This window comes from Hydrogenophaga sp. ANAO-22 (genome assembly GCF_042466645.1).
Classification (GTDB): domain Bacteria; phylum Pseudomonadota; class Gammaproteobacteria; order Burkholderiales; family Burkholderiaceae_C; genus Hydrogenophaga.
Map to the genome: position 1 here is coordinate 5,092,270 of NZ_CP159956.1, position 20,760 is coordinate 5,113,029.

At 68.5% G+C, this 20,760-nt stretch carries 18 protein-coding genes; 12 read left to right on the forward strand and 6 right to left on the reverse strand.

Going from position 1 to position 20,760, the window contains the following annotated elements:
* The first annotated feature begins 7 nt into the window (after window positions 1-7).
* From ABSY19_RS24700 to ABSY19_RS24710, 3 genes are read left to right on the forward strand one after another with little or no spacing between them, the layout of a single operon-like run.
* Window positions 8-715 carry a response regulator transcription factor gene (locus ABSY19_RS24700; RefSeq protein ID WP_382156773.1) on the forward strand — a complete coding sequence of 236 codons (708 nt, stop codon included), beginning with the start codon at window positions 8-10 and terminating at the stop codon, window positions 713-715.
* On the forward strand, window positions 712-2,100 hold the full coding sequence (locus ABSY19_RS24705; RefSeq protein ID WP_382156775.1) for a sensor histidine kinase: 1,389 nt from the start codon (window positions 712-714) through the stop codon (window positions 2,098-2,100). The genes ABSY19_RS24700 and ABSY19_RS24705 overlap by 4 nt, the downstream gene beginning before the upstream one ends.
* Window positions 2,097-2,513 (forward strand): PPC domain-containing DNA-binding protein, encoded by a 417-nt coding sequence (locus ABSY19_RS24710; RefSeq protein WP_382156777.1) that lies wholly within the window; start codon window positions 2,097-2,099, stop codon window positions 2,511-2,513. Before ABSY19_RS24705 ends, ABSY19_RS24710 begins: the two co-directional genes overlap by 4 nt.
* 62 nt (window positions 2,514-2,575) lie before the next feature.
* On the opposite strand, the gene rpoD is transcribed toward ABSY19_RS24710, so the two are convergent.
* The 4 genes from rpoD to ABSY19_RS24730 all read right to left on the reverse strand — a co-directional run bounded on the left by rpoD (window position 2,576) and on the right by ABSY19_RS24730 (window position 9,954).
* Window positions 2,576-4,915 (reverse strand): RNA polymerase sigma factor RpoD, encoded by a 2,340-nt coding sequence (rpoD, locus tag ABSY19_RS24715; protein ID WP_382156779.1) that lies wholly within the window; start codon window positions 4,913-4,915, stop codon window positions 2,576-2,578.
* A 315-nt stretch (window positions 4,916-5,230) separates the two neighbouring features.
* Window positions 5,231-7,231: a DNA primase gene (dnaG, locus tag ABSY19_RS24720; protein WP_382156781.1), complete on the reverse strand. Its 2,001-nt coding sequence runs from the start codon at window positions 7,229-7,231 to the stop codon at window positions 5,231-5,233.
* 31 nt (window positions 7,232-7,262) lie between these two features.
* Window positions 7,263-9,092, reverse strand: a complete 1,830-nt coding sequence (locus ABSY19_RS24725; protein ID WP_382156783.1) for a gamma-glutamyltransferase family protein — start codon at window positions 9,090-9,092, stop codon at window positions 7,263-7,265.
* 103 nt (window positions 9,093-9,195) lie between these two features.
* On the reverse strand, window positions 9,196-9,954 hold the full coding sequence (locus ABSY19_RS24730; protein ID WP_382156785.1) for a 3-hydroxyacyl-CoA dehydrogenase: 759 nt from the start codon (window positions 9,952-9,954) through the stop codon (window positions 9,196-9,198).
* 140 nt (window positions 9,955-10,094) lie between these two features.
* Between ABSY19_RS24730 and ppk2 the strand changes: the two genes are divergently transcribed.
* Entirely contained in the window at window positions 10,095-11,003 is a 909-nt protein-coding gene (ppk2, locus tag ABSY19_RS24735) for a polyphosphate kinase 2 (RefSeq protein ID WP_382156787.1), read from the forward strand.
* A 153-nt stretch (window positions 11,004-11,156) separates the two neighbouring features.
* On the opposite strand, the gene ABSY19_RS24740 is transcribed toward ppk2, so the two are convergent.
* A complete protein-coding gene (locus ABSY19_RS24740) occupies window positions 11,157-12,212 on the reverse strand; it encodes an extracellular solute-binding protein (RefSeq protein ID WP_382156789.1) in 1,056 nt (351 codons plus the stop codon).
* A gap of 110 nt (window positions 12,213-12,322) precedes the next feature.
* On the opposite strand from ABSY19_RS24740, the gene ABSY19_RS24745 reads away from it, so the two are divergent.
* A complete protein-coding gene (locus ABSY19_RS24745; RefSeq protein WP_382156791.1) occupies window positions 12,323-13,270 on the forward strand; it encodes a patatin-like phospholipase family protein in 948 nt (315 codons plus the stop codon).
* Between the two features lie 203 nt (window positions 13,271-13,473).
* Here the strand turns inward: ABSY19_RS24745 and ABSY19_RS24750 are convergent, their stop codons facing one another.
* Window positions 13,474-14,016: a phasin family protein gene (locus tag ABSY19_RS24750; RefSeq protein WP_204733310.1), complete on the reverse strand. Its 543-nt coding sequence runs from the start codon at window positions 14,014-14,016 to the stop codon at window positions 13,474-13,476.
* A gap of 265 nt (window positions 14,017-14,281) precedes the next feature.
* Here ABSY19_RS24750 and ABSY19_RS24755 point away from each other — a divergent pair, with 265 nt between their 5' ends.
* The 7 genes from ABSY19_RS24755 to ABSY19_RS24785 all read left to right on the forward strand — a co-directional run bounded on the left by ABSY19_RS24755 (window position 14,282) and on the right by ABSY19_RS24785 (window position 20,705).
* Window positions 14,282-15,271 (forward strand): histone deacetylase, encoded by a 990-nt coding sequence (locus tag ABSY19_RS24755; protein ID WP_382156794.1) that lies wholly within the window; start codon window positions 14,282-14,284, stop codon window positions 15,269-15,271.
* Window positions 15,268-15,720: an acyl-CoA thioesterase gene (locus tag ABSY19_RS24760; protein ID WP_382156796.1), complete on the forward strand. Its 453-nt coding sequence runs from the start codon at window positions 15,268-15,270 to the stop codon at window positions 15,718-15,720. Before ABSY19_RS24755 ends, ABSY19_RS24760 begins: the two co-directional genes overlap by 4 nt.
* Complete coding sequence (locus tag ABSY19_RS24765; RefSeq protein ID WP_382156798.1) at window positions 15,717-16,439, forward strand: nitroreductase; 723 nt, start codon at window positions 15,717-15,719, stop codon at window positions 16,437-16,439. The genes ABSY19_RS24760 and ABSY19_RS24765 overlap by 4 nt, the downstream gene beginning before the upstream one ends.
* A 35-nt stretch (window positions 16,440-16,474) precedes the next feature.
* Window positions 16,475-16,822 (forward strand): FKBP-type peptidyl-prolyl cis-trans isomerase, encoded by a 348-nt coding sequence (locus tag ABSY19_RS24770; RefSeq protein ID WP_066271574.1) that lies wholly within the window; start codon window positions 16,475-16,477, stop codon window positions 16,820-16,822.
* A 61-nt stretch (window positions 16,823-16,883) separates the two neighbouring features.
* The gene (locus ABSY19_RS24775; RefSeq protein WP_382156800.1) at window positions 16,884-18,296 is read left to right on the forward strand and encodes a sodium:proton antiporter; all 1,413 of its coding nucleotides are present in this window, start codon (window positions 16,884-16,886) and stop codon (window positions 18,294-18,296) included.
* 22 nt (window positions 18,297-18,318) lie between these two features.
* Window positions 18,319-19,308, forward strand: coding sequence for a 2-hydroxyacid dehydrogenase (locus ABSY19_RS24780; protein WP_382156802.1), 990 nt, complete (start codon window positions 18,319-18,321; stop codon window positions 19,306-19,308).
* An 8-nt stretch (window positions 19,309-19,316) separates the two neighbouring features.
* Window positions 19,317-20,705, forward strand: a complete 1,389-nt coding sequence (locus ABSY19_RS24785) for a DNA recombination protein RmuC (protein WP_382156804.1) — start codon at window positions 19,317-19,319, stop codon at window positions 20,703-20,705.
* Window positions 20,706-20,760: the final 55 nt, after the last annotated feature.

Consider the following 20,760-nt stretch of genomic DNA (forward strand, 5'->3'; position numbering starts at 1 on the left):
ATGCCGCATGCACCGCGTTCTGCTCATTGACGACGACGAACAACTCGGCCCGCCGCTGGCGACCTACTTCCAGCGCTTCGAGCTGGCGCTGGCGCACGCGCTGCGGCCCAGCGAGGGCTTGGCGCGCCTGCGCGCCGAGGCCTTCGACGCCGCCATCCTCGACGTGATGCTGCCCGAGATGGACGGCTTCGAACTCTGCCGCACCATCCGCAAGGAAAGCGACATTCCCATCGTGATGCTCACCGCGCGTGGCGACGTGATGGACCGCGTGGTCGGCCTCGAACTCGGCGCCGATGCCTACCTGCCCAAGCCCTTCGAGCCGCGCGAGCTGGTGGCGCACATCCAGACCGTGCTGCGGCGCCGCCATGGCGGCAACGGCCCGCCGGCCGCGCCCGCCAGCGCGGTGGAGCCGGGCACCCTGGTGTTCGACGGCCTCACCATCGACCCGACGCGCCGCAGCGTGCTGCGCGAGGGCCAGGCGGTGGAGCTCACCAGCACCGAGTTCGACCTGCTGCACCTGCTCGCGCGCGAGGCCGGGCGCGTGCTCAGCCGCGACGACATCCTCAACCAGCTGCGCGGCCACGAAGCCGACCTCTACACGCGGGCGGTCGACATCGTGGTGAGCCGCCTGCGCAAGAAGCTCGAGCCGCTGGACTGCATCAAGACCCTGCGCAACGCGGGCTACTCGCTGGCGCTGCGCCGCATCGCGCCATGACCCAGGCGCTGCCCTGGTACCGCCGGGCTTTCCTGGCCTTGCGCTGCTCGCTCAAGCTGCGCATGGTGATGGTGTTCCTGCTGCTGGCCATGGCCATGTCGTTCACCTTCATCAGCGGGGCGCAGAAGGCTTTTTCGGTCGGCTGGCGCGAGGCCGCGCGCCCGGTGCTCATGGACTACGTGGACCGCCTGACGGCCGATGTGGCCGCCGGGGGCAGCCCCAGCATCGAGCGCGCGCACGCCCTCACGCAGCGCCTGCCGCTCACCATCGACATCGTCGGCCCGCGGGTCAACTGGCGTTCGCACCCCGACCAGCAGCGCCCGCACTGGCTGCGCGAGCGGGCCCGGGACCGGGGCGCGGACGACGACGCCGGCTGGGGCGACGACAAGGACTGGCAACAGCTGCTGCAACGCACCACGGCCGATGGCCACCGCCTGGAATTCGGCCTGAACGAAGCGGTGTTCGACCGCCGGCCCAAGATCGTGGGCTACACGCTGGTGGCCTTGCTCATCCTCACGCTGCTGGCCTTCCTGTACGTGCGCCGCCTGCTGCGCCCGCTCGACGACATCCGGCAGGGCGCGCTGCGCTTCGGCGCGGGCCGGTTCGACCAGCCCATTCCTGTGCGCCACCCCCGGGGGCCCGACGAACTGGGCGAACTGGCCGCGACCATCAACACCATGGGCCAGGACATCCAGCAGATGCTCGACGCCCAGCGCTCCCTGCTGCTGGCCATCAGCCACGAGCTGCGCAGCCCGCTGACCCGCGCGCGGCTCAACACCGAGCTGCTGCCCGAGGGCGCCGACGTCGCCCCGCAGCGCGAGGCCCTGCTGCGCGACCTCAGCGAGATGGCCCGCCTCATCAGCGACCTGCTGGAAAGCGAGCGCCTGGCCGGGCGCCACCAGGCGCTGAGCCGCGAGCCCACCGACCCGGTTGCGCTGGCGCGCGAGGTGATCGCCGAACTTGCCCGCACCCAGCCCGCCGCGCGCGGCATCGCGCTGCACGTCACAGGCGAGCCAGCCGAGTTGCCGCTGGACCGCATCCGCGTGCGCCTGCTGCTGCGCAACCTGCTGGACAACGCGCTGCGCCACAGCGCCGGCGCGCCGGTGCCCGTGACGCTGTATGTGCGCCCGCTGGCCACGGGGCCGGGCATCGAGCTGGAGGTGCGCGACCACGGCCCCGGCGTGCCCGAGGACCAGTTGGCGCACCTGGGCCAGCCCTTCTTCCGCCCCGACACCGCGCGCACGCGCAGCGCGGGCGGCGTGGGCCTGGGCCTCTACCTGTGCAGGCTGGTGGCGCAAGCGCATGGTGGGGCGCTGGTGGTGCGCAACGCGCAGCCCGGCCTGTCGGTGGTGGTGAGCCTGCCGCGCGTGGAGGCCACGCCGTGACGACGTTTCCCGTCCGCCTCGGCCCCGGCCAGGACCTGCGCGCGGCGCTGGAGGCGGTGGTGCGCGAGCAGGGTGGCCAGGCCGCGTTCGTGATCGCCGGCATCGGCAGCCTGAGCGATGCGCGCCTGCGCTTCGCGGGCGTGGACCAGGCGCAGACGCTGGCCGGTGACAGCGAGATCCTGAGCCTGTCGGGCACGGTGGGGGTGGACGGCGAGGGCCGCAGCCACTCGCACCTGCACATGGCCGTGTCCACCACCAGCGGTGCCGTGTTCGGCGGCCACGTGGTGCCGGGCTGCCGCGTGCGCACCACGGCCGAGGTGCTGCTGGGCCTGCTGCCCGAATGGCGTTTCTCGCGCGAGGCCGACCCGGCCACCGGCTTTCCGGAACTGGTGGTGCGGCCGCGCGAAGCCTGAGGCGTGCGCCACCCAGAAAAAAAGGGAGCCAGTGGCTCCCTTTTTTTGTGACCGACCGCCGCTTACAGCGTGTCGATGAAGCTGCGCAGCTTGTCCGAGCGGCTCGGGTGCTTGAGCTTGCGCACCGCCTTGCTTTCGATCTGGCGGATGCGCTCGCGCGTCACGTCGAACTGCTTGCCCACTTCTTCCAGCGTGTGGTCGGTGGACATCTCGATGCCGAAGCGCATGCGCAGCACCTTGGCTTCGCGCGGCGTGAGGCTGTCGAGGATCTCCTTGACCACTTCGCGCAGGCCGGCCTGCATCGCGGCCTCGATGGGCGCGGTGTTGGCCTGGTCTTCGATGAAGTCGCCCAGGTGCGAATCGTCGTCGTCGCCGATGGGGGTTTCCATCGAGATCGGCTCTTTCGCGATCTTCATGATCTTGCGGATCTTGTCCTCGGGCATCTCCATCTTCTCGGCCAGGATGGAGGCATCGGGCTCGAAGCCGAACTCCTGCAAGTGCTGGCGGCTGATGCGGTTCATCTTGTTGATGGTCTCGATCATGTGCACCGGGATGCGGATGGTGCGCGCCTGGTCGGCGATCGAGCGGGTGATGGCCTGGCGGATCCACCACGTGGCGTAGGTCGAGAACTTGTAGCCGCGGCGGTATTCGAACTTGTCCACCGCCTTCATCAGGCCGATGTTGCCTTCCTGGATCAGGTCCAGGAACTGCAGGCCCCGGTTGGTGTACTTCTTCGCGATCGAGATCACCAGGCGCAGGTTGGCCTCGATCATTTCCTTCTTCGCGTCGCGCGAGGTGGACTCGCCCTGGTTCATCCGCTTGTGGATGTCTTTCAGGTGCGCCAGCGGCACGACCACGCTGCTCTGGATGTTGATCAGGCCCTGCTGCAGCTCCTGCACCGGCGGGATGTTGCGCTCGATGATCACGCTCCAGGGCTTGCCGGCGGCGGCCTGCTTCTCGACCCACTTGAGGTTGAGCAGGTTGGGCGGGAATTCCTTGATGAAGGTTTCCTGCGGCATGCCGCACTTGTCCACGATGATGCGGCGCAGCTCGCGCTCTTTCTTGCGCACGTCGTCGACCTGGCTGCGCATGGTGCCGCAGAGCTTCTCGATCGCCTTGGCGGTGAAGCGGATGGACATCAGCGTTTCGGTGATGGCCGTCTGCGTCTTGAGGTAGCTCGGCGTGCCGTAGCCTTCCTTGTCGTAGGTCTTGTGCAGCTTCTCGAACAGCGCGCGCATGTTGTCGAAGCGGGTGAGGGCTTCGCGCTTGAGTTCTTCGAGCTTGCGGGTCAGGGCCTTGGAGCCGCCCTTGCCGTCGTCGTCGTCGGCTTCGTCGTAATCGTCGAAGTCTTCTTCGGCCACGTAGTCATCGGCCTCGTCGGCGTCGGCGAAGCCGTCCACCACGGTGGAGATGACGACCTTGCCTTCGCGGATGTCCTCGGCCATCACCAGGATCTCGGCGATGGTGGCGGGGCTCTCGCTGATGGCGGCCATCATGTCGTTGAGGCCACCCTCGATGCGCTTGGCGATCTCGATTTCGCCTTCGCGCGTGAGCAGCTCCACCGTGCCCATTTCGCGCATGTACATGCGCACGGGGTCGGTGGTGCGGCCGAATTCGCTGTCCACCGTGGACAGGGCGGCTTCGGCTTCTTCCTCGGCTTCCTCTTCGGTGGCGGCGGTCGGGCCGGTGTTGTTCAGCAGCAGGGTCTCGGCGTCGGGCGTCTGTTCGTAGACGGCCACGCCCATGTCGTTGAGCAGCGAGACCACCACTTCCAGGGTCTCGGCTTCCACCAGCTTGTCGGGCAGGTGGTCGTTGATTTCGCCGTGCGTGAGGTAGCCGCGCGTCTTGCCCAGCTTGATCAGGGTCTTGAGGCGTTCGCGGCGGTTGCGGGCTTCCTCTTCGGACAGGACGGTTTCGTCCAGGCCGAATTCCTTCATCAGCGCGCGTTCCTTCGCCTTGCTGATCTTCATGCGCAGGGGCTTGACCTTCTCGGTCGTCTGCGCGGCGGTGGTGTCCACCGCCTCGACTTCGGTCTCGTCACCCGTCAGGTCGTCCTCGATGTCGCTGAGGTCGGCATCGTCCAGGTCGGCATCGCCTCCCTTGCCCTTGGCGTCCGCCTTGGGCTTGCGGCCGCGCTTGGCCGCGGGCTTGTCGCCCGCATCGGCCTTGGCCGGGCGACCGGCCTTCTTCTTCGCGGGTTCTTCGAGCAGTTCGGCCTCGGACTTGGCCTTCACGGCGGTCTTCTTGGCGGGCGCGGCCTTGGCGGCGGCTTTGACGGGGGGCTTCTGGGTCACAGCGGGGGCTTTCTTCGGGGGAGAAACCGGGGCGGCCGCGCGCGGGCTGGCCTTCTTGGCGGTTTTGGTGCTGGACGCAACGGACGTACTGGATTTCTTCGCGGGCATGGGGACCTCAAAAAAATGTCGAACTGGAGCCGGCAGAACACACAAAAAACGCCTGAAAGGCCGCGCGACGCGGTCCGTTCCGGTGATTTTGTTGGGCACAACGCCTGCCTTTCGCCGGAAAGGGCAGGCCTGCAAGCTGTGGGGCGAACATTTGGTGTGCAGTCCTTGCGGGGTTCCGTCGGGCCGGGGAGGTCGCCGAGGTGGCCAGGAAGGTGTTCCATCTAGCCCCTTGCTGGGGCCGGGCCGGTGCCGGAGGTGCTGCTGTCGCGCTTGCGGTGCAAAACCTTGGATTATACCGCTGACAAAGTTTTTTTGTCAGGCGGGCGTGTCGCTTTGGAGGGCCTGCAGCTGGGCGTTGACCCGTTTGTAGTCCTCCATGGCGCTGGCATCTCCCGCGGCCACGCGCTCGGCCAGCTGGCGAGCCTGCTCCACCAGCCCGTCGCGGCGCAGGCGGTGCATCACGTCGTTCAGCTCGGACAGCTCGGCGCTCGGGTCGCCGCCCAGGGTCGCCTGCTCGACCTGAACGCAGGCAAAGGTCTCGTGTTCGTGGCCGCGCAGGGCCTCGCGCACCGCGGCCCAGGGCTGGTGCCCGTGCTCGTGCAGCTGGGCTTCCAGCCAGACGAACACCGGGCCGTGGGGCGCGGGCAGGTGGGCCAGCAGGGCGTGGTCGTCGGCCGAGAGCGTGTCCCAGGCCTGTGGGCTGGCCAGCAGCAGGCCCACCGCGCGGTCGGCCCGGCTGCCCCCCGCGCGGCGCGTGCCGAGCATGCGGGGCGGGGGCGGCGGGCCTTTGCGCCACTTGCCGAAGCCCTTGCCGCCGCCGCCGTAGGTTTTGCCACCACCACCGTAGCCGCCACCGCCGCTGCTGTAACCGCCGCCGGCGCCGCTGTCGTAGCCCGGGTCCGAGGTGTAGGCGGCGCTGGCCCCGCCGCCGTCGTAACCGGCGTCGTGCCCCGGCTGCGCGGGCGCCGGGCTGGCGGCGCGGGGCTTGCGGGGGCCACCGCCGGTCTGCTGCCAGAGCTGCAGCAGGTCCGGGCTGCCGATGCCGATGCCGGCGGCCAGTTCGCCAATGAGCTGGCGCTTGAGCGCGCCATCGGGCAGGGCGCTCCAGAGCGGGCGCGCCTGGCTGGCCATGCGCGCGCGCCCTTCGGCGGTGCTGAGGTCGCAGTCGGCACCGGCGGATTCGACCAGGAAGCGCGACAGCGGCACGGCTTCCTTCACGCACTGCGCGAAAGCCGCCTCGCCGTTGGCGCGGATGAAGCTGTCCGGGTCGTGTTCGGCCGGCAGGAACAGGAACTTGACGCTGCGCGTGTCGGTGGCCAGGGGCAGGGCGGCATCGAGCGCCTTGCGCGCGGCGCGCCGGCCGGCGCCGTCGCCGTCGAAGCTGAAGACCACGGCGTCGGTGAAGCGGAACAGCTTTTGCACGTGGTCGGGCGTGCAGGCCGTGCCCAGCGTGGCCACGGCGTTGGCGAAGCCGAGCTGGGCCAGCGCGACCACGTCCATGTAGCCTTCGGTGACGAGGGCGTAGCCGGCCACGCGGATGGCGGTGCGGCCCTCGAACAGGCCGTAGAGCTCGCGGCCCTTGCTGAACACCGGCGTTTCGGGCGAGTTGAGGTACTTGGGCTCGCCCTTGTCGAGCACGCGCCCGCCAAAGCCGATGCACTCGCCCTTGACGTTGCGGATCGGGAACATGATCCGGTCGCGGAAGCGGTCGTAGCGCTTGGCCTGGCCGTCGGCGCCTTTTTCGTCCTCGTGCTCGATCACCATGCCCGACTCGACCAGCAGGGGCGCCTGGTAGTCGGGGAACACGCTGGCCAGGGCGCGCCAGCCCTCGGGCGCGTAGCCCAGGCCGAAGGTCTTGGCGATCTGGCCCGAGAGGCCGCGGCCCTTGAGGTAGTCGATGGCGCGCGGCGAGACCTTGAGCTGCTTGGCATAGGCCTGCGCGGCCTTCTCGAGCACGTCGGTGAGCGTGGCCTGCTTCTGGCGCTGCTGGGCGGCGCGCTCGCGGTCCTGCGGCGAGGCCTCGTCTTCCGGCACCTGCATGCCGGCCTGCTGGGCGAGGTCTTTCACCGCCTCGATGAAGCTCATGCCGGCGTGTTCCATCAGGAAACCGATGGCGTTGCCGTTGGCCCCGCAGCCGAAGCAGTGGTAGAACTGTTTGCTCGGGCTGACGCTGAACGAGGGCGATTTTTCGCCGTGGAACGGGCACAGGCCCATCAGGTTGGCGCCGCCCTTCTTGAGCTGCACGTAGCGGCCCACCACGTCAACCACGTCCACGCGGTTGAGCAGTTCCTGGATGAAGGTCTGGGGGATGGCCACCGGGGTATTCTGACCGATGCACCCCGGTGGTTCAGTCCCCGGCGACGATGCCCTCGCGGCGCGGGTCGGCACCGCCCAGCCACACCCGCTGGCCGCGCTGCGTGCCCCGCATCAGGGCCTGCAGGCCGCTGGTCATGTCCGCTTCCTCCACCGTGTGGCCGCGCTGGCGCAGGGCCTCCACGGTGGCGGGCGCAAAACGTTTCTGCTCCAGCAGCAGGGGCCCGCCGGTGGTGCCGAAGTTGGGCAGGTTGATCGCGTCCTGCGGCGACAGGCCCCATTGCAGCGTGCCGTGCAGGGTCTTGGCGGTGAAGTGGATGATGAGCGCGCCGCCCGGGCTGCCCGCGCTCATCAGCAGCTCGCCGCTGGCCTTGTCGAACACCAGGGTGGGCGACATCGAGGAGCGCGGCCGCTTGCCCGGTTCGACGCGGTTGGCGATGGCTTGGCCCTGGGCGTTGCGGGGCGCGAAGCTGAAGTCGGTGAGCTCGTTGTTGAGCAGGAAACCACCCGGGCGGCTCGGGTCGGTGGTGACCATGAGGCGCGAGCCGAAGACGGCTTCGATGGTGGTGGTCATGGCCAGCGCATTGCCGTAGGCGTCCACGATGCTGATGTGGCTGGTGCCGTACTCGGGCTGCTCGGGCATGGGCGCCCAGCCCACCTGCACGCCGCCCGGCACGCCGGCGGGCGCCTGCGGCATGCGCGCGGTCGGGCTGATCAGGCGGGCGCGCTCGTCCAGGTAGCGCGCATCGAGCAGGCTGCTCCAGCGGCCACCAGGGGCGGCGACGAAGTCCGGGTCGGCCACGTACTGCGCGCGGTCGGCGAACGCCAGGCGCGAGGCCTCGGTGTAGCTGTGCAGCCAGTCGGCCGAGGGCAGGGCGGTGCCCATCGCGGGCTTCACCAGCGGCTCCCGGGCCTGCGGCGTGCGCGCGAGCAGACCGAGGATCTGGCCGACCGCGATGGCGCCCGAGCTGGGTGGCGGGAAGCCGCAGACGCGCAAGGAGCGCTGCGCGGCCGTGTGGTCGTGGCACAGGGCTTCGCGCTCGCGCGGCTGGTAGCGCTGGAGGTCTTCGAGGCTGAGGCTGCCGGGTCGCACCGGGTGCTGCCGCACCTTGTTGACGATGGCCTGGGCCACCGGGCCTTCGTGCATGGCGATCGGGCCCTGGGCCGCGATGTTCCTGAGCACCTGCGCGAGTTCGGGGTTGCGCAGCACGTGGCCCACCGGGTGCGGCTGGCCGTCGGGCCGGTAGAAGTAGGCGGCCGCGACCGGGTCGTTCTTCAGCGCGGTCTCGGCCAGCAGCAGGGTGTGCAGCCGGGGGCTGACGGCGAAGCCCTGGTCGGCCAGCGCGATGGCGGGTTCGAACAGGCGCGCCCAGGGCAGCTTGCCGTGTTGGCGGTGGGCCTGCGCGAGCATCGCCACCGCGCCGGGGGTGCCCACCGAGCGGCCGCTGGCCACGGCCACCATGAAGGGCAGGGGCTTGCCCTGTTCGTCGAGGAAGAGTTGCTCGTTGGCCCCGGCGGGCGCGGTCTCGCGGCCATCGAAGGCCTGGACGCGGCGCCCGTCGTGGTGCAGCAGGAAGGCGCCGCCGCCGATGCCGCTGGACTGCGGCTCCACCAGCGTGAGCACCATCTGCACGGCGATGGCCGCGTCCACCGCGCTGCCGCCGGCGCGCAGGATGCGCGCGCCGGCCTCGGTGGCCAGCGGGTTGGCCGCGGCCACGGCCTGGCGCGGGAAGGCCCAGCCCGGTTTGACCGTGAGGCCCGAGGCGCCCTCGGGCTGCTGGATGGAAGAGGAGGAAGGGGTGGTGGGTGTGCCGCAGGCGCTGAGCAGACTCAGCGAGGCGATCAGGCAGGCAAGGCGTGTCATGGCAATGGCTCCTTGAAGATCGTTGTCGAGACGGCCACCGTATCCCAGAAACGCGGATGGACCGCCTTGGCGGTCCATGGAGGCGTAAGAAACCGTTTCGGGATTACTTCGGTGCCAGGCGGATCGCGCCATCCAGGCGGATCACCTCGCCGTTGAGCATGTCGTTCTCGAAGATGTGCTTGGCCAGCTTGGCGTAGTCCTCCGGGGTGCCCAGGCGGCTCGGGAAGGGCACGCCGGCGGCCAGCGCGTCCTGCACTTCCTTGGGCATGCCGAAGAGCATGGGCGTGCCGAAGATGCCGGGGGCGATGGTCATGTTGCGCACGCCGTTGCGCGCCAGGTCGCGCGCGATCGGCAGCGTCATGCCGACGATGCCGCCCTTGGACGCCGCGTAGGCCGCCTGGCCGATCTGGCCGTCGTAGGCCGCCACGCTGGCGGTGGAGATCATCACGCCGCGCTCGCCGGTGGCCTCGGGCTCGTTCTTGCACATGGCCTCGGCGGCCAGGCGGATCATGTTGAAGCTGCCCACCAGGTTGACCATGATGGTCTTGGTGTACACGCCCAGGTTGTGCGCGCCGTTCTTGCCCACGGTCTTCTCGGCCGGGGCGATGCCGGCACAGTTCACCAGACCCATGAGCTTGCCCAGGGACAGGGCCTTGGCCACCACCGCCTGGCCGTCGGCCTCGTTGCTCACGTCGCACTTCACGAACGCGCCGCCAATCTCCTTGGCCACGGCCTCGCCCTTGTCGGCCTGCATGTCGGCGATCACGACCTTGCCGCCGTTGGCCGCCAGCATGCGCGCCGTGCCTTCGCCCAGCCCCGATGCGCCGCCGGTGACGATGAATACCTTGCCTTGAATGTCCATGGGTGTGCTCCTGTGTGATGAGAGGGGATGTGACGTTGACGTAAACGTCAATTCGACCCGGATTATGCGACATGCCCGTGTCACGCCCTTGTCACGCGGGTGCCCTAGTCTGGCCGCTTTGTTCCCATCATGGAGCCCACATGTTTGACAGCCAGGACGAGCTGATGCGCCGCATCCACACCGACCTCATGGACGGTTACGACGAAGAGCTGGAGATGGAGCTCGAGGACCGCGTGCTGGACCAGGCCCTGGACGCCGATGAAGAGGCCAAACACAAGGAAGCGCGCCGCACCTACTTCCGCGAGCTGTTCCGGCTGCAGGCCGAGCTCGTGAAGCTGCAGGACTGGGTGGTGGCCACCGGACACAAGGTGGTGATCGTGTTCGAGGGCCGCGACGCGGCGGGCAAGGGCGGGGCGATCAAGCGCATCACCCAGCGCCTGAACCCGCGCGTGTGCCGCGTGGCCGCGCTGCCCGCGCCCAACGACCGCGAGCGCACGCAGTGGTACTTCCAGCGCTACGCCGCGCACCTGCCCGCCGCGGGCGAGATGGTGCTGTTCGACCGCAGCTGGTACAACCGCGCCGGCGTGGAGCGCGTCATGGGCTTCTGCAGCGACGAGCAATACGAAGAGTTCTTCCGCTCGGTGCCCGAGTTCGAGAAGATGCTGGTGCGCTCGGGCATCCAGCTCATCAAATACTGGTTCTCGATCTCGGACGAAGAGCAGCACCTGCGCTTCCTGGGTCGCATCCACGACCCGCTCAAGCAGTGGAAGCTCAGCCCCATGGACCTGGAGAGCCGCCGCCGCTGGGAGCTCTACACCCAGGCCAAGGAAGTGATGCTGGAACGCACCCACATCCCCGAGTCGCCCTGGTGGGTGGTGCAGGCCGACGACAAGAAAAAGGCCCGCCTCAACTGCATCCACCACCTGCTGCGGCAGATGCCCTACGGCGAAGTGGAGCGCGCCACCATCACGCTGCCCGACCGGGTGCGCCACGAAGGCTACCGGCGCCACCAGGTGCCCGGCGAGATTTACGTTCCTCAGGTGTATTGACCGCCACAAAAAAAGAAAAAGCCCCCATGCATTTGCACGGGGGCTTTTTTCTTTAGCCGAAGCGCCTCAAGTCCGGAACATCGCGGATCCGGCTTCGCCGGTCCGCAGATGTTGCCCCCTTGAGGGGGCGCGCGAAGCGCGGCGGGGGTGCTCTTACTTATAGCCCACGCGGTCCAGCATTTGCTGCACCTTGGTCATGTTCTTCGCCACCACGCCCAGCGGCACGGTCTCGGCCTTGAAGCTGTCGCCGCCCATGGCCTTGATGGCCGGGTTGTCGACCTTCAGGCCCTTGACGGTGGGGAACTCGTTGTTGCCGTTGGCGAAGTAGTCCTGGGCGTAGGGGCTGGACAGGAACTCCATGAAGGTGATCGCGTTGTCGCGGTTCTTGGCGTGCTTGGCCACGCCCGCACCGGCGATGTTCACGTGGGTGCCGCTGGTGGCCTGGTTGGGGAACATGACCTTTACCTTGCTCATCACGGCCTTGTCTTCCGCCTTGTCGGACTTGATCAGGCGCGCCACGTAGTAGGTGTTGGTCAAGGCCACGCCGCATTCGCCCGAGGCCACGCCCTTGATCTGGTCGGTGTCACCGCCCTTGGGCGCACGCGCCATGTTGTCCACCACGCCCTTGAGCCAGGCTTCGCCCTTCTGGTCGCCCAGGTGTTCGACGATGGTGGAGAACAGCGAGAGGTTGTAGGGGTGCGAGCCCGAGCGCGTGCAGACCAGGCCCTTGAGCTTGGGGTCGGCGAGCTGTTCGTAGGTGGCCACGTCTTCGGCCTTCACGCGGGCCGGGTCGTACACGATCACGCGGGCTCGGGTGGAAAAGCCGGTCCAGGTCACGCCGTCGGCGGTGGCGCTGGCGCGCAGGTTGGCGGGAATGGCGGCGTCGAGCTTGGCCGACTTGATCGGCTGGAACAGGCCCTGGGTGTCGGCCACGGCCAGGCGGGCGGCGTCCACCAGCATGATCACATCGGCGGGGGAGGCCGCGCCCTCGGCGCGCAGGCGGGCGATGATGCCGGCGTCGTCCGCGTCCACGCGATTGATCTTGATGCCGGTGGTCTTGGTGAAGGTCTCGTACATCGCCTCGTCGGTCTGGTAGTGACGGGCGGAGTACAGGTTGAGCACCTTGTCCTGGGCCTGGATCTGGGTGTGGGCGCCCAGCGCGGCGGCCATGGCGATGGCCATCATGGCGAGTTTGGGAAGTCGGGTCATGACGCGGTCCTTGGAGGTGGTTTGAAACGGAGCAGAGGAGGGGGACGCCCCCGTCGATCGGATCGGGGGGCGAGGGGATAATTCCGGCGAGCATGCTAGCACGAACGAGAATGGTTCTTATCAAAAACTTACGCCCCAACCTGCCGCGAACCGCCTGGATTCTGGCCGCCGTCCTGCTGATTGCGGGCTGCTCCAGCGGTCCGCCCCGGCTGCCGGAGACACCCCCGGTTGCCACCGTTCCCCCAACCCCTGAGGTACCCACGCGCGCGCCCCGCCTGGGGCTGGCGCTCGGTGGTGGCGCCGCGCGCGGGTTCGCCCATGTGGGCGTCATCCAGGTGCTGGAGCAGAACGGCATCCGCCCCGATCTGGTGGTGGGCACCTCCGCCGGCAGCATGGTGGCCGCGATGTACGCCAGCGGCAAGACCGCCGCCGAGCTGGAGGCCACGGCCCTCAGCATGGAAGAGGCCACCTTGACCGACTGGTCCCTGCCCATCATGGGCCGGGGCATGCTGCGCGGCGAGGCGCTCACGCGCTACGTGCGCCAGGCCGTGGGCGGCAAGCTGCTGGAGAACATGTCCATTCCCTTGGGTGTGCTGGCCACCGACCTGGCGACCGGGCAGGGCGTGCTGTTCCGCCGGGGCGACGCGGCTCAGGCCGTGCGCGCCTCCAGCGCCGTGCCGGGGGTGTTCGCACCGGTGAACATCACCGGGCGCGACTATGTGGACGGCGGCCTGGTGGCGCCGGTGCCGGTGCGCTACGCCCGCGACATGGGCGCCGAGGTGGTGCTGGCAGTGGACATTTCGAGCGCGCCCGAGGGCAATTCGGCGGTCGGCAGCGTGCAGGTGCTGCTGCAGACCTTCGCCATCATGGGACAGAGCATCAACCGCCATGAACTGGCGGGGGCCGACGTGGTGCTGCGCCCCGCGCTGGTGGGCGTGGGCAGCGCGGACTTCACGGCGCGGCTGCGCGCCATCGAAGCGGGCCGTGCCGCCATGCAGGCGGCCTTGCCGCAGCTGCGCACCCAGCTGGCCCGGCGCCTGCCGGCCAACCGGCCATAAAAAAAGCCCTCACCTTGCAGTGAGGGCTTAAGGGGTCCGATGAAATCGAATTTCGAAAAGGACCCGAGGAGACAACCAGAAAAACAGACTTGAGATTCAAGCGCTGCCTTTGAGGGGTAGCGCGCCGTGACTTGATACTAGAGGGGCCTTTTTGACGTGTGTCAAGCGGGCCGATCAACGGCACGATCGCGGTGCTGTGCTGCTTAGCGCTTCTTGGCGGCCGTCTTGGTCGCGTTCACGGCCGAGGCGGTCACGGTGTTGAAGTTGGCTTCGGCCATTTCGGTGGCTTGCTTGACGGCCTTCTGGACCGATTCCATGGCGTTGTTGGCGGCGGAAACGGCGCTCTTCATCACGGCCACGGCGGTTTCGGAACCGGCGGGAGCGTTCTTGGCGGCGTTGTCCACGACAGCCAGGAACTTCTTCTGGGTGTCGCTGGCTTGGGCTTCAGCGGCCTTGCCGAACTCGGCGCCGGTGCCGGCGGCGATGTCGTACAGGTGGCGGCTGTAGGCCACGGTCTTCTCGGCCAGGGGCTGCATCAGGTTGGCTTGCAGGGACAGCAGTTCCTGTGCGTCCTTCACGCTCAGCAGGGCCTGGGCGCTGTTGGCGGATTCGGACAGGGCGGCCTTGGTGGCTTGCACGTTCAGATCGACCAGCTTTTCCACGCCTTCGAAGGCTTTCTGGGTCAGGCCGAAAAGGGTTTCGATGTTGGCTTTCTGGGCGGCAACGATTTGTTCAGCGGTCAACATATTCATACTCCTAAACTTTGTAAAACAAGGGCTTAGTTGAAGGCTGCTGAGAACACCGCGCTGTCGGGACGCTGTTGTCTTTGTTCGCTTTGCTGCACTGCAACATGACTCGAATTATAGGGAGATGCCGCAGACGTGCAAGCCCTTTTTGTTGCGCTGCAGCATTCTAGATGCGGTGTTCTAAAAGTCGGTGGTGGCACTGCGGCATCGTCCTGCGCCCACAATGGCCCGGCCCGACCGAATCCCTCGCCCCGATCTCCCTTCCGTGCACGCCTACTACGCCGACCACTTTGTCCTGCCGCTGCCCAGCGGGCACCGCTTTCCCATGGGGAAGTACGCGCGCCTGCGCGAGCGGCTGGTGGCCGAGCTGCCCGAGGTGCAGATGCTCGAGGCCTTGCCCGCGAGCCGCGGCGAGCTGGCCCTGGTGCACACCCCGGCGTACATCGAGGCCGTGGCCAGCGGCACGCTGAGTCCGGCGGCGCAGCGCGAGATCGGCTTTCCCTGGAGCCCGGCCATGGCCGAACGGGCGCGCCGCTCGGTGGGCGCCACCCTGCAGGCCTGCCGCAGCGCCCTGGGCGGTGCCGGGCTGGCCGCGAACCTGGCCGGCGGCACTCACCACGCCTATGCCGACAAGGGCAGTGGCTTCTGCGTGTTCAACGACTTCGCCGTGGCGGCCCGCCTGATGCAGGCCGAGCACGCGCGGCTGAACCGCGCGCGGGGACCGCTGCGGGTCGCGATCATCGACCTCGACGTGCATCAGGGCAACGGCACGGCATCCATCTTCGCCAACGACGCGTCGGTGTTCACACTGTCGCTGCACGGCGCGAGGAACTTCCCCTTCCGCAAGGAGCCCAGCGACCTTGACGTCGAGCTGCCTGATGGCTGCGACGACGACACCTACAGGGACGCGCTGGAGCGGGCGCTGGGCGAGCTGGAGCGCCGCTTCGACCCGGGCCTGGTGCTGTACCTGGCCGGCGCGGACCCGCACGAGGGCGACCGGCTCGGGCGCCTCAAGCTCAGCTTCGATGGCCTGGAGGCGCGCGACCGCCGGGTGATGGACTGGGCCTGGCAGAAGCGCCTGCCGCTGGCCATCGCCATGGGCGGTGGCTACGGCCACGACCTGGAGGCCACGGTGCAGGTGCAGGTCAACACCTACCGCACCGCGCTGCAGTACCGGCAGCGCTGGCGCGGCTGGGCGGCGGCGGTCCCGGCGGCGGTTGCCGGATCAACCCACTGGCACAATGCCCCGGCATGAGCACCGCCAGCAGCCCACCTCCGCGTCCGCAAGCCTTGCCCCGCAGCGCCTACCGGGTGTTCCGGCCCATCGGCACACGCTGGAGCGACAACGACATCTACGGCCATGTGAACAACGTGGTGTACTACAGCTGGTTCGACACGGCGGTCAATGCGCACCTGATCGAGCAGGGCGCGCTCGATATCCATGGCGGCGAGGTGATCGGCCTGGTGATCGAGACCCAGTGCAACTACTTCGCGCCGCTGGCGTTTCCCCAGACCGTGTGGGCCGGCCTGCGCGTGGCGCACCTGGGCAGTTCCAGCGTGCGCTATGAAGTGGGCCTGTTCGCCGACGGTGAAGAGACCGCTGCGGCCTGCGGGCACTTCGTCCACGTGTACGTGAGCCGCGAAACCCGCCGGCCCGTGCCGCTGCCCGACATCCTCAAGAAGACTTTGGAGACCCTGCGATGAGCCAGAACCCCGCGTCGCCCCTGATCGATGCCGCCAGCGTCGATGCCGCGATCAACAGCCGCATGTCCACCCGGGCTTTCCTGCCCGACCCGGTGCCGCGCGAGACCATCGAGCACCTGCTGCGGCTGGCCAGCCGCTCGCCCTCGGGCACCAACACCCAGCCCTGGAAGGTGTACGTGCTGCAGGGCGCCAGCCGCGACAGCCTGGTGGAGAAGGTCTGCGCCGCACACGACGCGTTGCGCGCCGACCCGGCGCTGGCCGCCGAGTACCGCGAGGAGTACGACTACTACCCCGAGAAATGGGTCAGCCCCTACATCGACCGCCGCCGCGAGAACGGCTGGGGTCTGTACGGCCTGCTCGGCATCACCAGAGGCGACAAGGACAAGATGCACGCGCAGCACCAGCGCAACTTCCGCCTGTTCGACGCCCCGGTGGGCCTCATGTTCACGGTGGACCGCATCATGGGCCGGGGCTCGCTGGTGGACTACGGCATGTTCCTGCAGACGCTCATGATCGCCGCGCGCGGCCACGGCCTGCACACCTGCCCGCAGGCCGCCTGGAACGGCTTCGCGAAGATCATCCTGCCGCACATCGGTGCCGGCGACAACGAAATGCTGGTGTGTGGCATGGCCTTGGGCTACGCCGACCCCAGCCACCTGGTCAACGGCTTCCACACACCGCGCGAGCCGGTCGAGAGCTTCACCCACTGGCTGGAATAATCGCCGGTTCCACTTTTCATTCCAAAGGACACAACATGATCACCACCCCCAGCGGCCTGCAGTACGAAGACACCGTGGTCGGCAACGGCGAAGTGGCCCAGGCCGGCCGTCCCGTGCAGGTGCACTACACCGGCTGGCTCTACAACGATGGCGTGCAGGGCTCCAAGTTCGACTCCAGCAAGGACCGCGGCCAGCCGTTCGAATTCCCGCTCGGCGCCGGCCACGTCATCAAGGGCTGGGACGAGGGCGTGCAGGGCATGGCCGTGGGCGGCACGCGCCGCCTGGTCATCCCGGCCGCGCTCGGCTACGGTGCGCGCGGCGCCGGCGGCGTGATCCCGCCCAACGCCACGCTGCTGTTCGAAGTGGACCTGCTGGCCGTCTGACGGCATGCCGGCGCCCTGATGGGCGTCCTACCGCGCCCAGCGAAGGCGCTTCGGAGACAACATGACATCACCCACCCTGCGCCGGCTGTGCCTGGCGGCCACCCTGCTGCCCGGCCTGGCCCGGGCCGCGGATCTCGACGGCAGCCAGCTGTCCGTGTGGTGGGGCGTGCCGTTCGCGGGCGTCCTGCTCTCCATTGCCCTGGTGCCCCTGCTGGCACCGGCTTTCTGGCACCACCACTTCGGCAAGGTATCGGCCGCCTGGGCGCTGGCCTTTCTCGTGCCGTTCGCGATCGTGGCGGGCCCGGGCCTGGCGGGGGCCAGCGTGGTGCACGCGCTGCTGGCCGAGTACATCCCGTTCATCGTGCTGCTGACCGCGCTGTTCACGGTGGCCGGCGGCATTTTCGTGCGGGGCAACCTGCATGGCAGCCCGGGCCTGAACACCGGCCTGCTGGCCATCGGCGCGGTGCTCGCCAGCTTCATGGGCACCACCGGCGCGTCGATGCTGCTGATCCGCCCGCTGATCCGCGCCAACGACAACCGCAAGCACCAGGTGCACGTGGTGGTGTTCTTCATCTTCATCGTCTCCAATGCGGGCGGCTCGCTCACGCCGCTGGGCGACCCGCCCCTGTTCCTGGGCTTTCTCAAGGGCGTCGATTTCTTCTGGACCATGGCTCACCTGTGGATGGAAACCGTGGCGCTCATCGGCGCGCTGCTGGTGATCTTCTACGCCATCGACTGGTGGTACTACCACCGCCGCGAAGAGATCCAGCCGCAGGACCCCACGCCCGACACCGCGCGCCTGGGTTTCGACGGCGGCTTCAACTTCGCGCTGCTGGGTGTGGTCGTGGCGCTCGTGCTCATGAGTGGCCTGTGGAAGTCGCCCGTGGTGTTCCACATCGCGGGCACCGACGTCGGCCTGCCGGGCCTGTTGCGCGACATCGGGCTGATCGTGGTCACGCTCATCTCGCTCAAGCTGACACCGTCCAGCGTGCACGAGAGCAACCAGTTCGCCTGGGGGCCGATGCAGGAGGTGGCCAAGCTGTTCGCCGCGATCTTCCTCACCATCATTCCGGTGATCGCCATGCTCAAGGCCGGTGTCGACGGCCCGTTCGGCGCGGTGGTCAGGGCCGTGACGAATGCGGACGGCTCGCCCAACCCGGCCATGTACTTCTGGGCCACCGGCGCCCTGAGTTCCTTCCTCGACAACGCACCCACCTACCTGGTGTTCTTCAACACGGCCGGCGGCGATCCGCAGGCGCTGATGACCGCCATGGCGCCCACGCTGGTGGCCATCTCCGCCGGTGCCGTGTTCATGGGCGCCAACACCTACATCGGCAACGCGCCCAACCTGATGGTCAAGGCGATCGCCGAAGACCGCGGCATCCGCATGCCCAGCTTTTTCGGTTACATGCTCTGGTCGGTCGGCATCCTGGTGCCGCTGTTCGCGCTGATGACCTGGATCTGGTTTGTCTGACCCCTTGAAGGAGCCTCCCGCCATGACCTCCCGCCCCGCCATCTTCGTTGCCCGCCAAGTCTTCCCCGAGGTGGTGGACAAGCTGCGGCAGCACTTCGATGTGGACACCAATGAGGACGACGCACCGCTGGCGCCGGCCCAGCTGATCGAGCGCCTGCAGGGCAAGGTGGGCGTGATCACCACCGGCAGCGAGCGCGTGGACGCGGCCCTGATCGCGGCCTGCCCGCAACTCAGGATCGTGGCCAACATCGCCGTGGGCTACAACAACTTCGACCTGCCGGCCATCACCGCCGCGGGCGTGCTGGCGAGCAACACGCCCGACGTGCTGACCGAAACCACCGCCGACTTCGGCTTCGCGCTGCTGCTGGCCACGGCCCGCCGCCTCACCGAGAGCGAGCATTTCCTGCGCGCCGGCCAGTGGAACCGCTGGGCGCTGGACATGTTCGCGGGCGCCGAAGTGCATGGCAGCACGCTGGGCATCCTCGGCATGGGCCGCATCGGCCAGGCCATCGCGCGGCGCGGCGCGCACGGCTTCGGCATGAAGGTGATCTACCACAACCGTTCGCGGCTCGACGCGGCGACGGAAGCCGAATGCAAGGCCAGCTACGTGAGCAAGGAAGAGCTGCTCAAGACGGCCGACCACCTTATCCTCGTGCTGCCCTACAGCGCCTCGTCGCACCACGCCATCGGCGCGGCCGAGATCGCGCAGATGAAGCCCACGGCGACGCTGGTCAACATCGCGCGCGGCGGCATCGTGGACGACGCGGCGCTGGCCGTGGCGCTGCGCGAGAAGCGCATCGCCGCCGCCGGGCTGGATGTGTACGAGGGCGAGCCCAAGGTCCACCCCGACCTGCTCACCGTGCCCAACATCGTGCTCACGCCGCACATCGCCAGCGCCACCATCACCACCCGCAAGGCGATGGCCCACCTGGCGGCCGACAACGTCATCGCCTACCTCACGCAGGGCAAGACCCTCACGCCGCTCAACCCGGAAGTGGCGGGCCAGCGTTGAACGACACGATGAGCAACGACCTGCTTCTCTGGCTGCTGCTGATCGGGGTGGCGCTCAACCTCGCGCTCGGCCTGTGGCTGCTGCTGCGCCGTGCGCCGGTGGATGCCCAGGAGCTCGCGCACCGCGAGCGCCTGCTCGACCAGGTGCAGCAGCAAGGGCAGCAGGTGGGCCAGCGCGTGGAGCGCGTGGAAAGCGAGCTGCGGCGCGAGATCAGCGAGCAGTCGCGCGGCGGGCGCCAGGAAATGCAGCAGACCCTGGCCACCTTCCAGGAAACCCTTTCGCGCCAGGAGGCCGAGGCCACGCGCACGCAGAACGCCCAGCTCGACGCCTTCGCCCTGCAACTCGTGCAGTTGCGCGGCACGCTGGGCGACACGCTCACGCGCCAGCTGCAGGACATGAGCGAAGGCAACGCGCGGCGCCTGGCCGAGATCCGCACCACGCTGGACGCGCAGCTCGCGCAACTGCAGCAGAACAACGCCGCCAAGCTCGATGAGATGCGCGCCACGGTCGATGAGAAACTGCAGAGCACGCTGCAGGCGCGCCTGGGCGAGAGCTTCAAGCAGGTGGCCGACCGCCTGGAGCAGGTGCACAAGGGCCTGGGCGAAATGCAGACGCTGGCGCAGGGCGTGGGCGACCTCAAGCACCTGCTGACCAACGTGAAGACGCGCGGCATGTTCGGCGAAGCCCAGCTGGCCGCGTTGCTCGAACAGGTGTTCGCGCCCGACCAGTACGCCGTGCAGGTGATGACCAAGCCGGGCAGCCGCTTCACGGTGGACTTCGCGATCAAGATGCCCGGCCGCAGCGAAGATGGCGCGCCTTGCTGGCTGCCCATCGACGCCAAATTCCCCAACGAGGACTACGAGCGCCTGCTCGATGCGCAGCAGCGCGCCGACGTCGAAGGCGCCGACCTGGCCGCGCGGGGGCTGGAGCAGCGCATCCGGCTCGAAGCGAAGTCCATGGCCGACAAGTACCTTCAGCCGCCGCACACGACCGACTTCGCCATCCTGTTCCTGCCCACCGAAGGCCTGTACGCCGAGGTGTTGCGCCGACCGGGGCTGATGGAAGTGCTGCAGCGCGAGCACCGCGTGACCCTGGCCGGGCCCACCACGCTCATGGCCATGCTCAACTCGCTGCAGATGGGCTTTCGCACGCTGGCGCTGGAAAAGCGCTCCAGCGAAGTCTGGCAGGTGCTGGGCGCGGTCAAGACCGAGTTCGGCAAGTTCGGCGACGTGCTCGCGCGCGTGAAGAGCCAGACGCAGACCGTGCTCAACACGCTGGACAGCGCCGAGACGCGCAGCCGCGCCATGGGCCGCGCGCTCAAGGCGGTGGAAGCCCTGCCGCAGGACCAGGCCAGTGCGCTGTTGCCGCTGGACCCCACCGACAACGGAGACGCTTGAACCCCCAGCTCCGATCTGTCCTCTGGCGCCTCATCGCGGCGCAGATCTGCCTGCA

Excerpts from the sequence above, each read along its gene's own strand:
- ppk2 (WP_382156787.1), top strand. The coding sequence starts at position 10,095 with ATGTTTGACAGCCAGGACGAGCTGATGCGCCGCATCCACACCGACCTC.
- ABSY19_RS24760 (WP_382156796.1), top strand. The coding sequence starts at position 15,268 with ATGAGCACCGCCAGCAGCCCACCTCCGCGTCCGCAAGCCTTGCCCCGC.
- ABSY19_RS24725 (WP_382156783.1), bottom strand. The coding sequence starts at position 9,092 with ATGACACGCCTTGCCTGCCTGATCGCCTCGCTGAGTCTGCTCAGCGCC.
- ABSY19_RS24750 (WP_204733310.1), bottom strand. The coding sequence starts at position 14,016 with ATGTTGACCGCTGAACAAATCGTTGCCGCCCAGAAAGCCAACATCGAA.
- ABSY19_RS24745 (WP_382156791.1), top strand. The coding sequence starts at position 12,323 with ATGGTTCTTATCAAAAACTTACGCCCCAACCTGCCGCGAACCGCCTGG.
- ABSY19_RS24705 (WP_382156775.1), top strand. The coding sequence starts at position 712 with ATGACCCAGGCGCTGCCCTGGTACCGCCGGGCTTTCCTGGCCTTGCGC.
- ABSY19_RS24770 (WP_066271574.1), top strand. The coding sequence starts at position 16,475 with ATGATCACCACCCCCAGCGGCCTGCAGTACGAAGACACCGTGGTCGGC.
- ABSY19_RS24740 (WP_382156789.1), bottom strand. The coding sequence starts at position 12,212 with ATGACCCGACTTCCCAAACTCGCCATGATGGCCATCGCCATGGCCGCC.
- ABSY19_RS24730 (WP_382156785.1), bottom strand. The coding sequence starts at position 9,954 with ATGGACATTCAAGGCAAGGTATTCATCGTCACCGGCGGCGCATCGGGG.
- ABSY19_RS24700 (WP_382156773.1), top strand. The coding sequence starts at position 8 with ATGCACCGCGTTCTGCTCATTGACGACGACGAACAACTCGGCCCGCCG.
- ABSY19_RS24775 (WP_382156800.1), top strand. The coding sequence starts at position 16,884 with ATGACATCACCCACCCTGCGCCGGCTGTGCCTGGCGGCCACCCTGCTG.
- ABSY19_RS24765 (WP_382156798.1), top strand. The coding sequence starts at position 15,717 with ATGAGCCAGAACCCCGCGTCGCCCCTGATCGATGCCGCCAGCGTCGAT.
- rpoD (WP_382156779.1), bottom strand. The coding sequence starts at position 4,915 with ATGCCCGCGAAGAAATCCAGTACGTCCGTTGCGTCCAGCACCAAAACC.
- ABSY19_RS24780 (WP_382156802.1), top strand. The coding sequence starts at position 18,319 with ATGACCTCCCGCCCCGCCATCTTCGTTGCCCGCCAAGTCTTCCCCGAG.
- ABSY19_RS24785 (WP_382156804.1), top strand. The coding sequence starts at position 19,317 with ATGAGCAACGACCTGCTTCTCTGGCTGCTGCTGATCGGGGTGGCGCTC.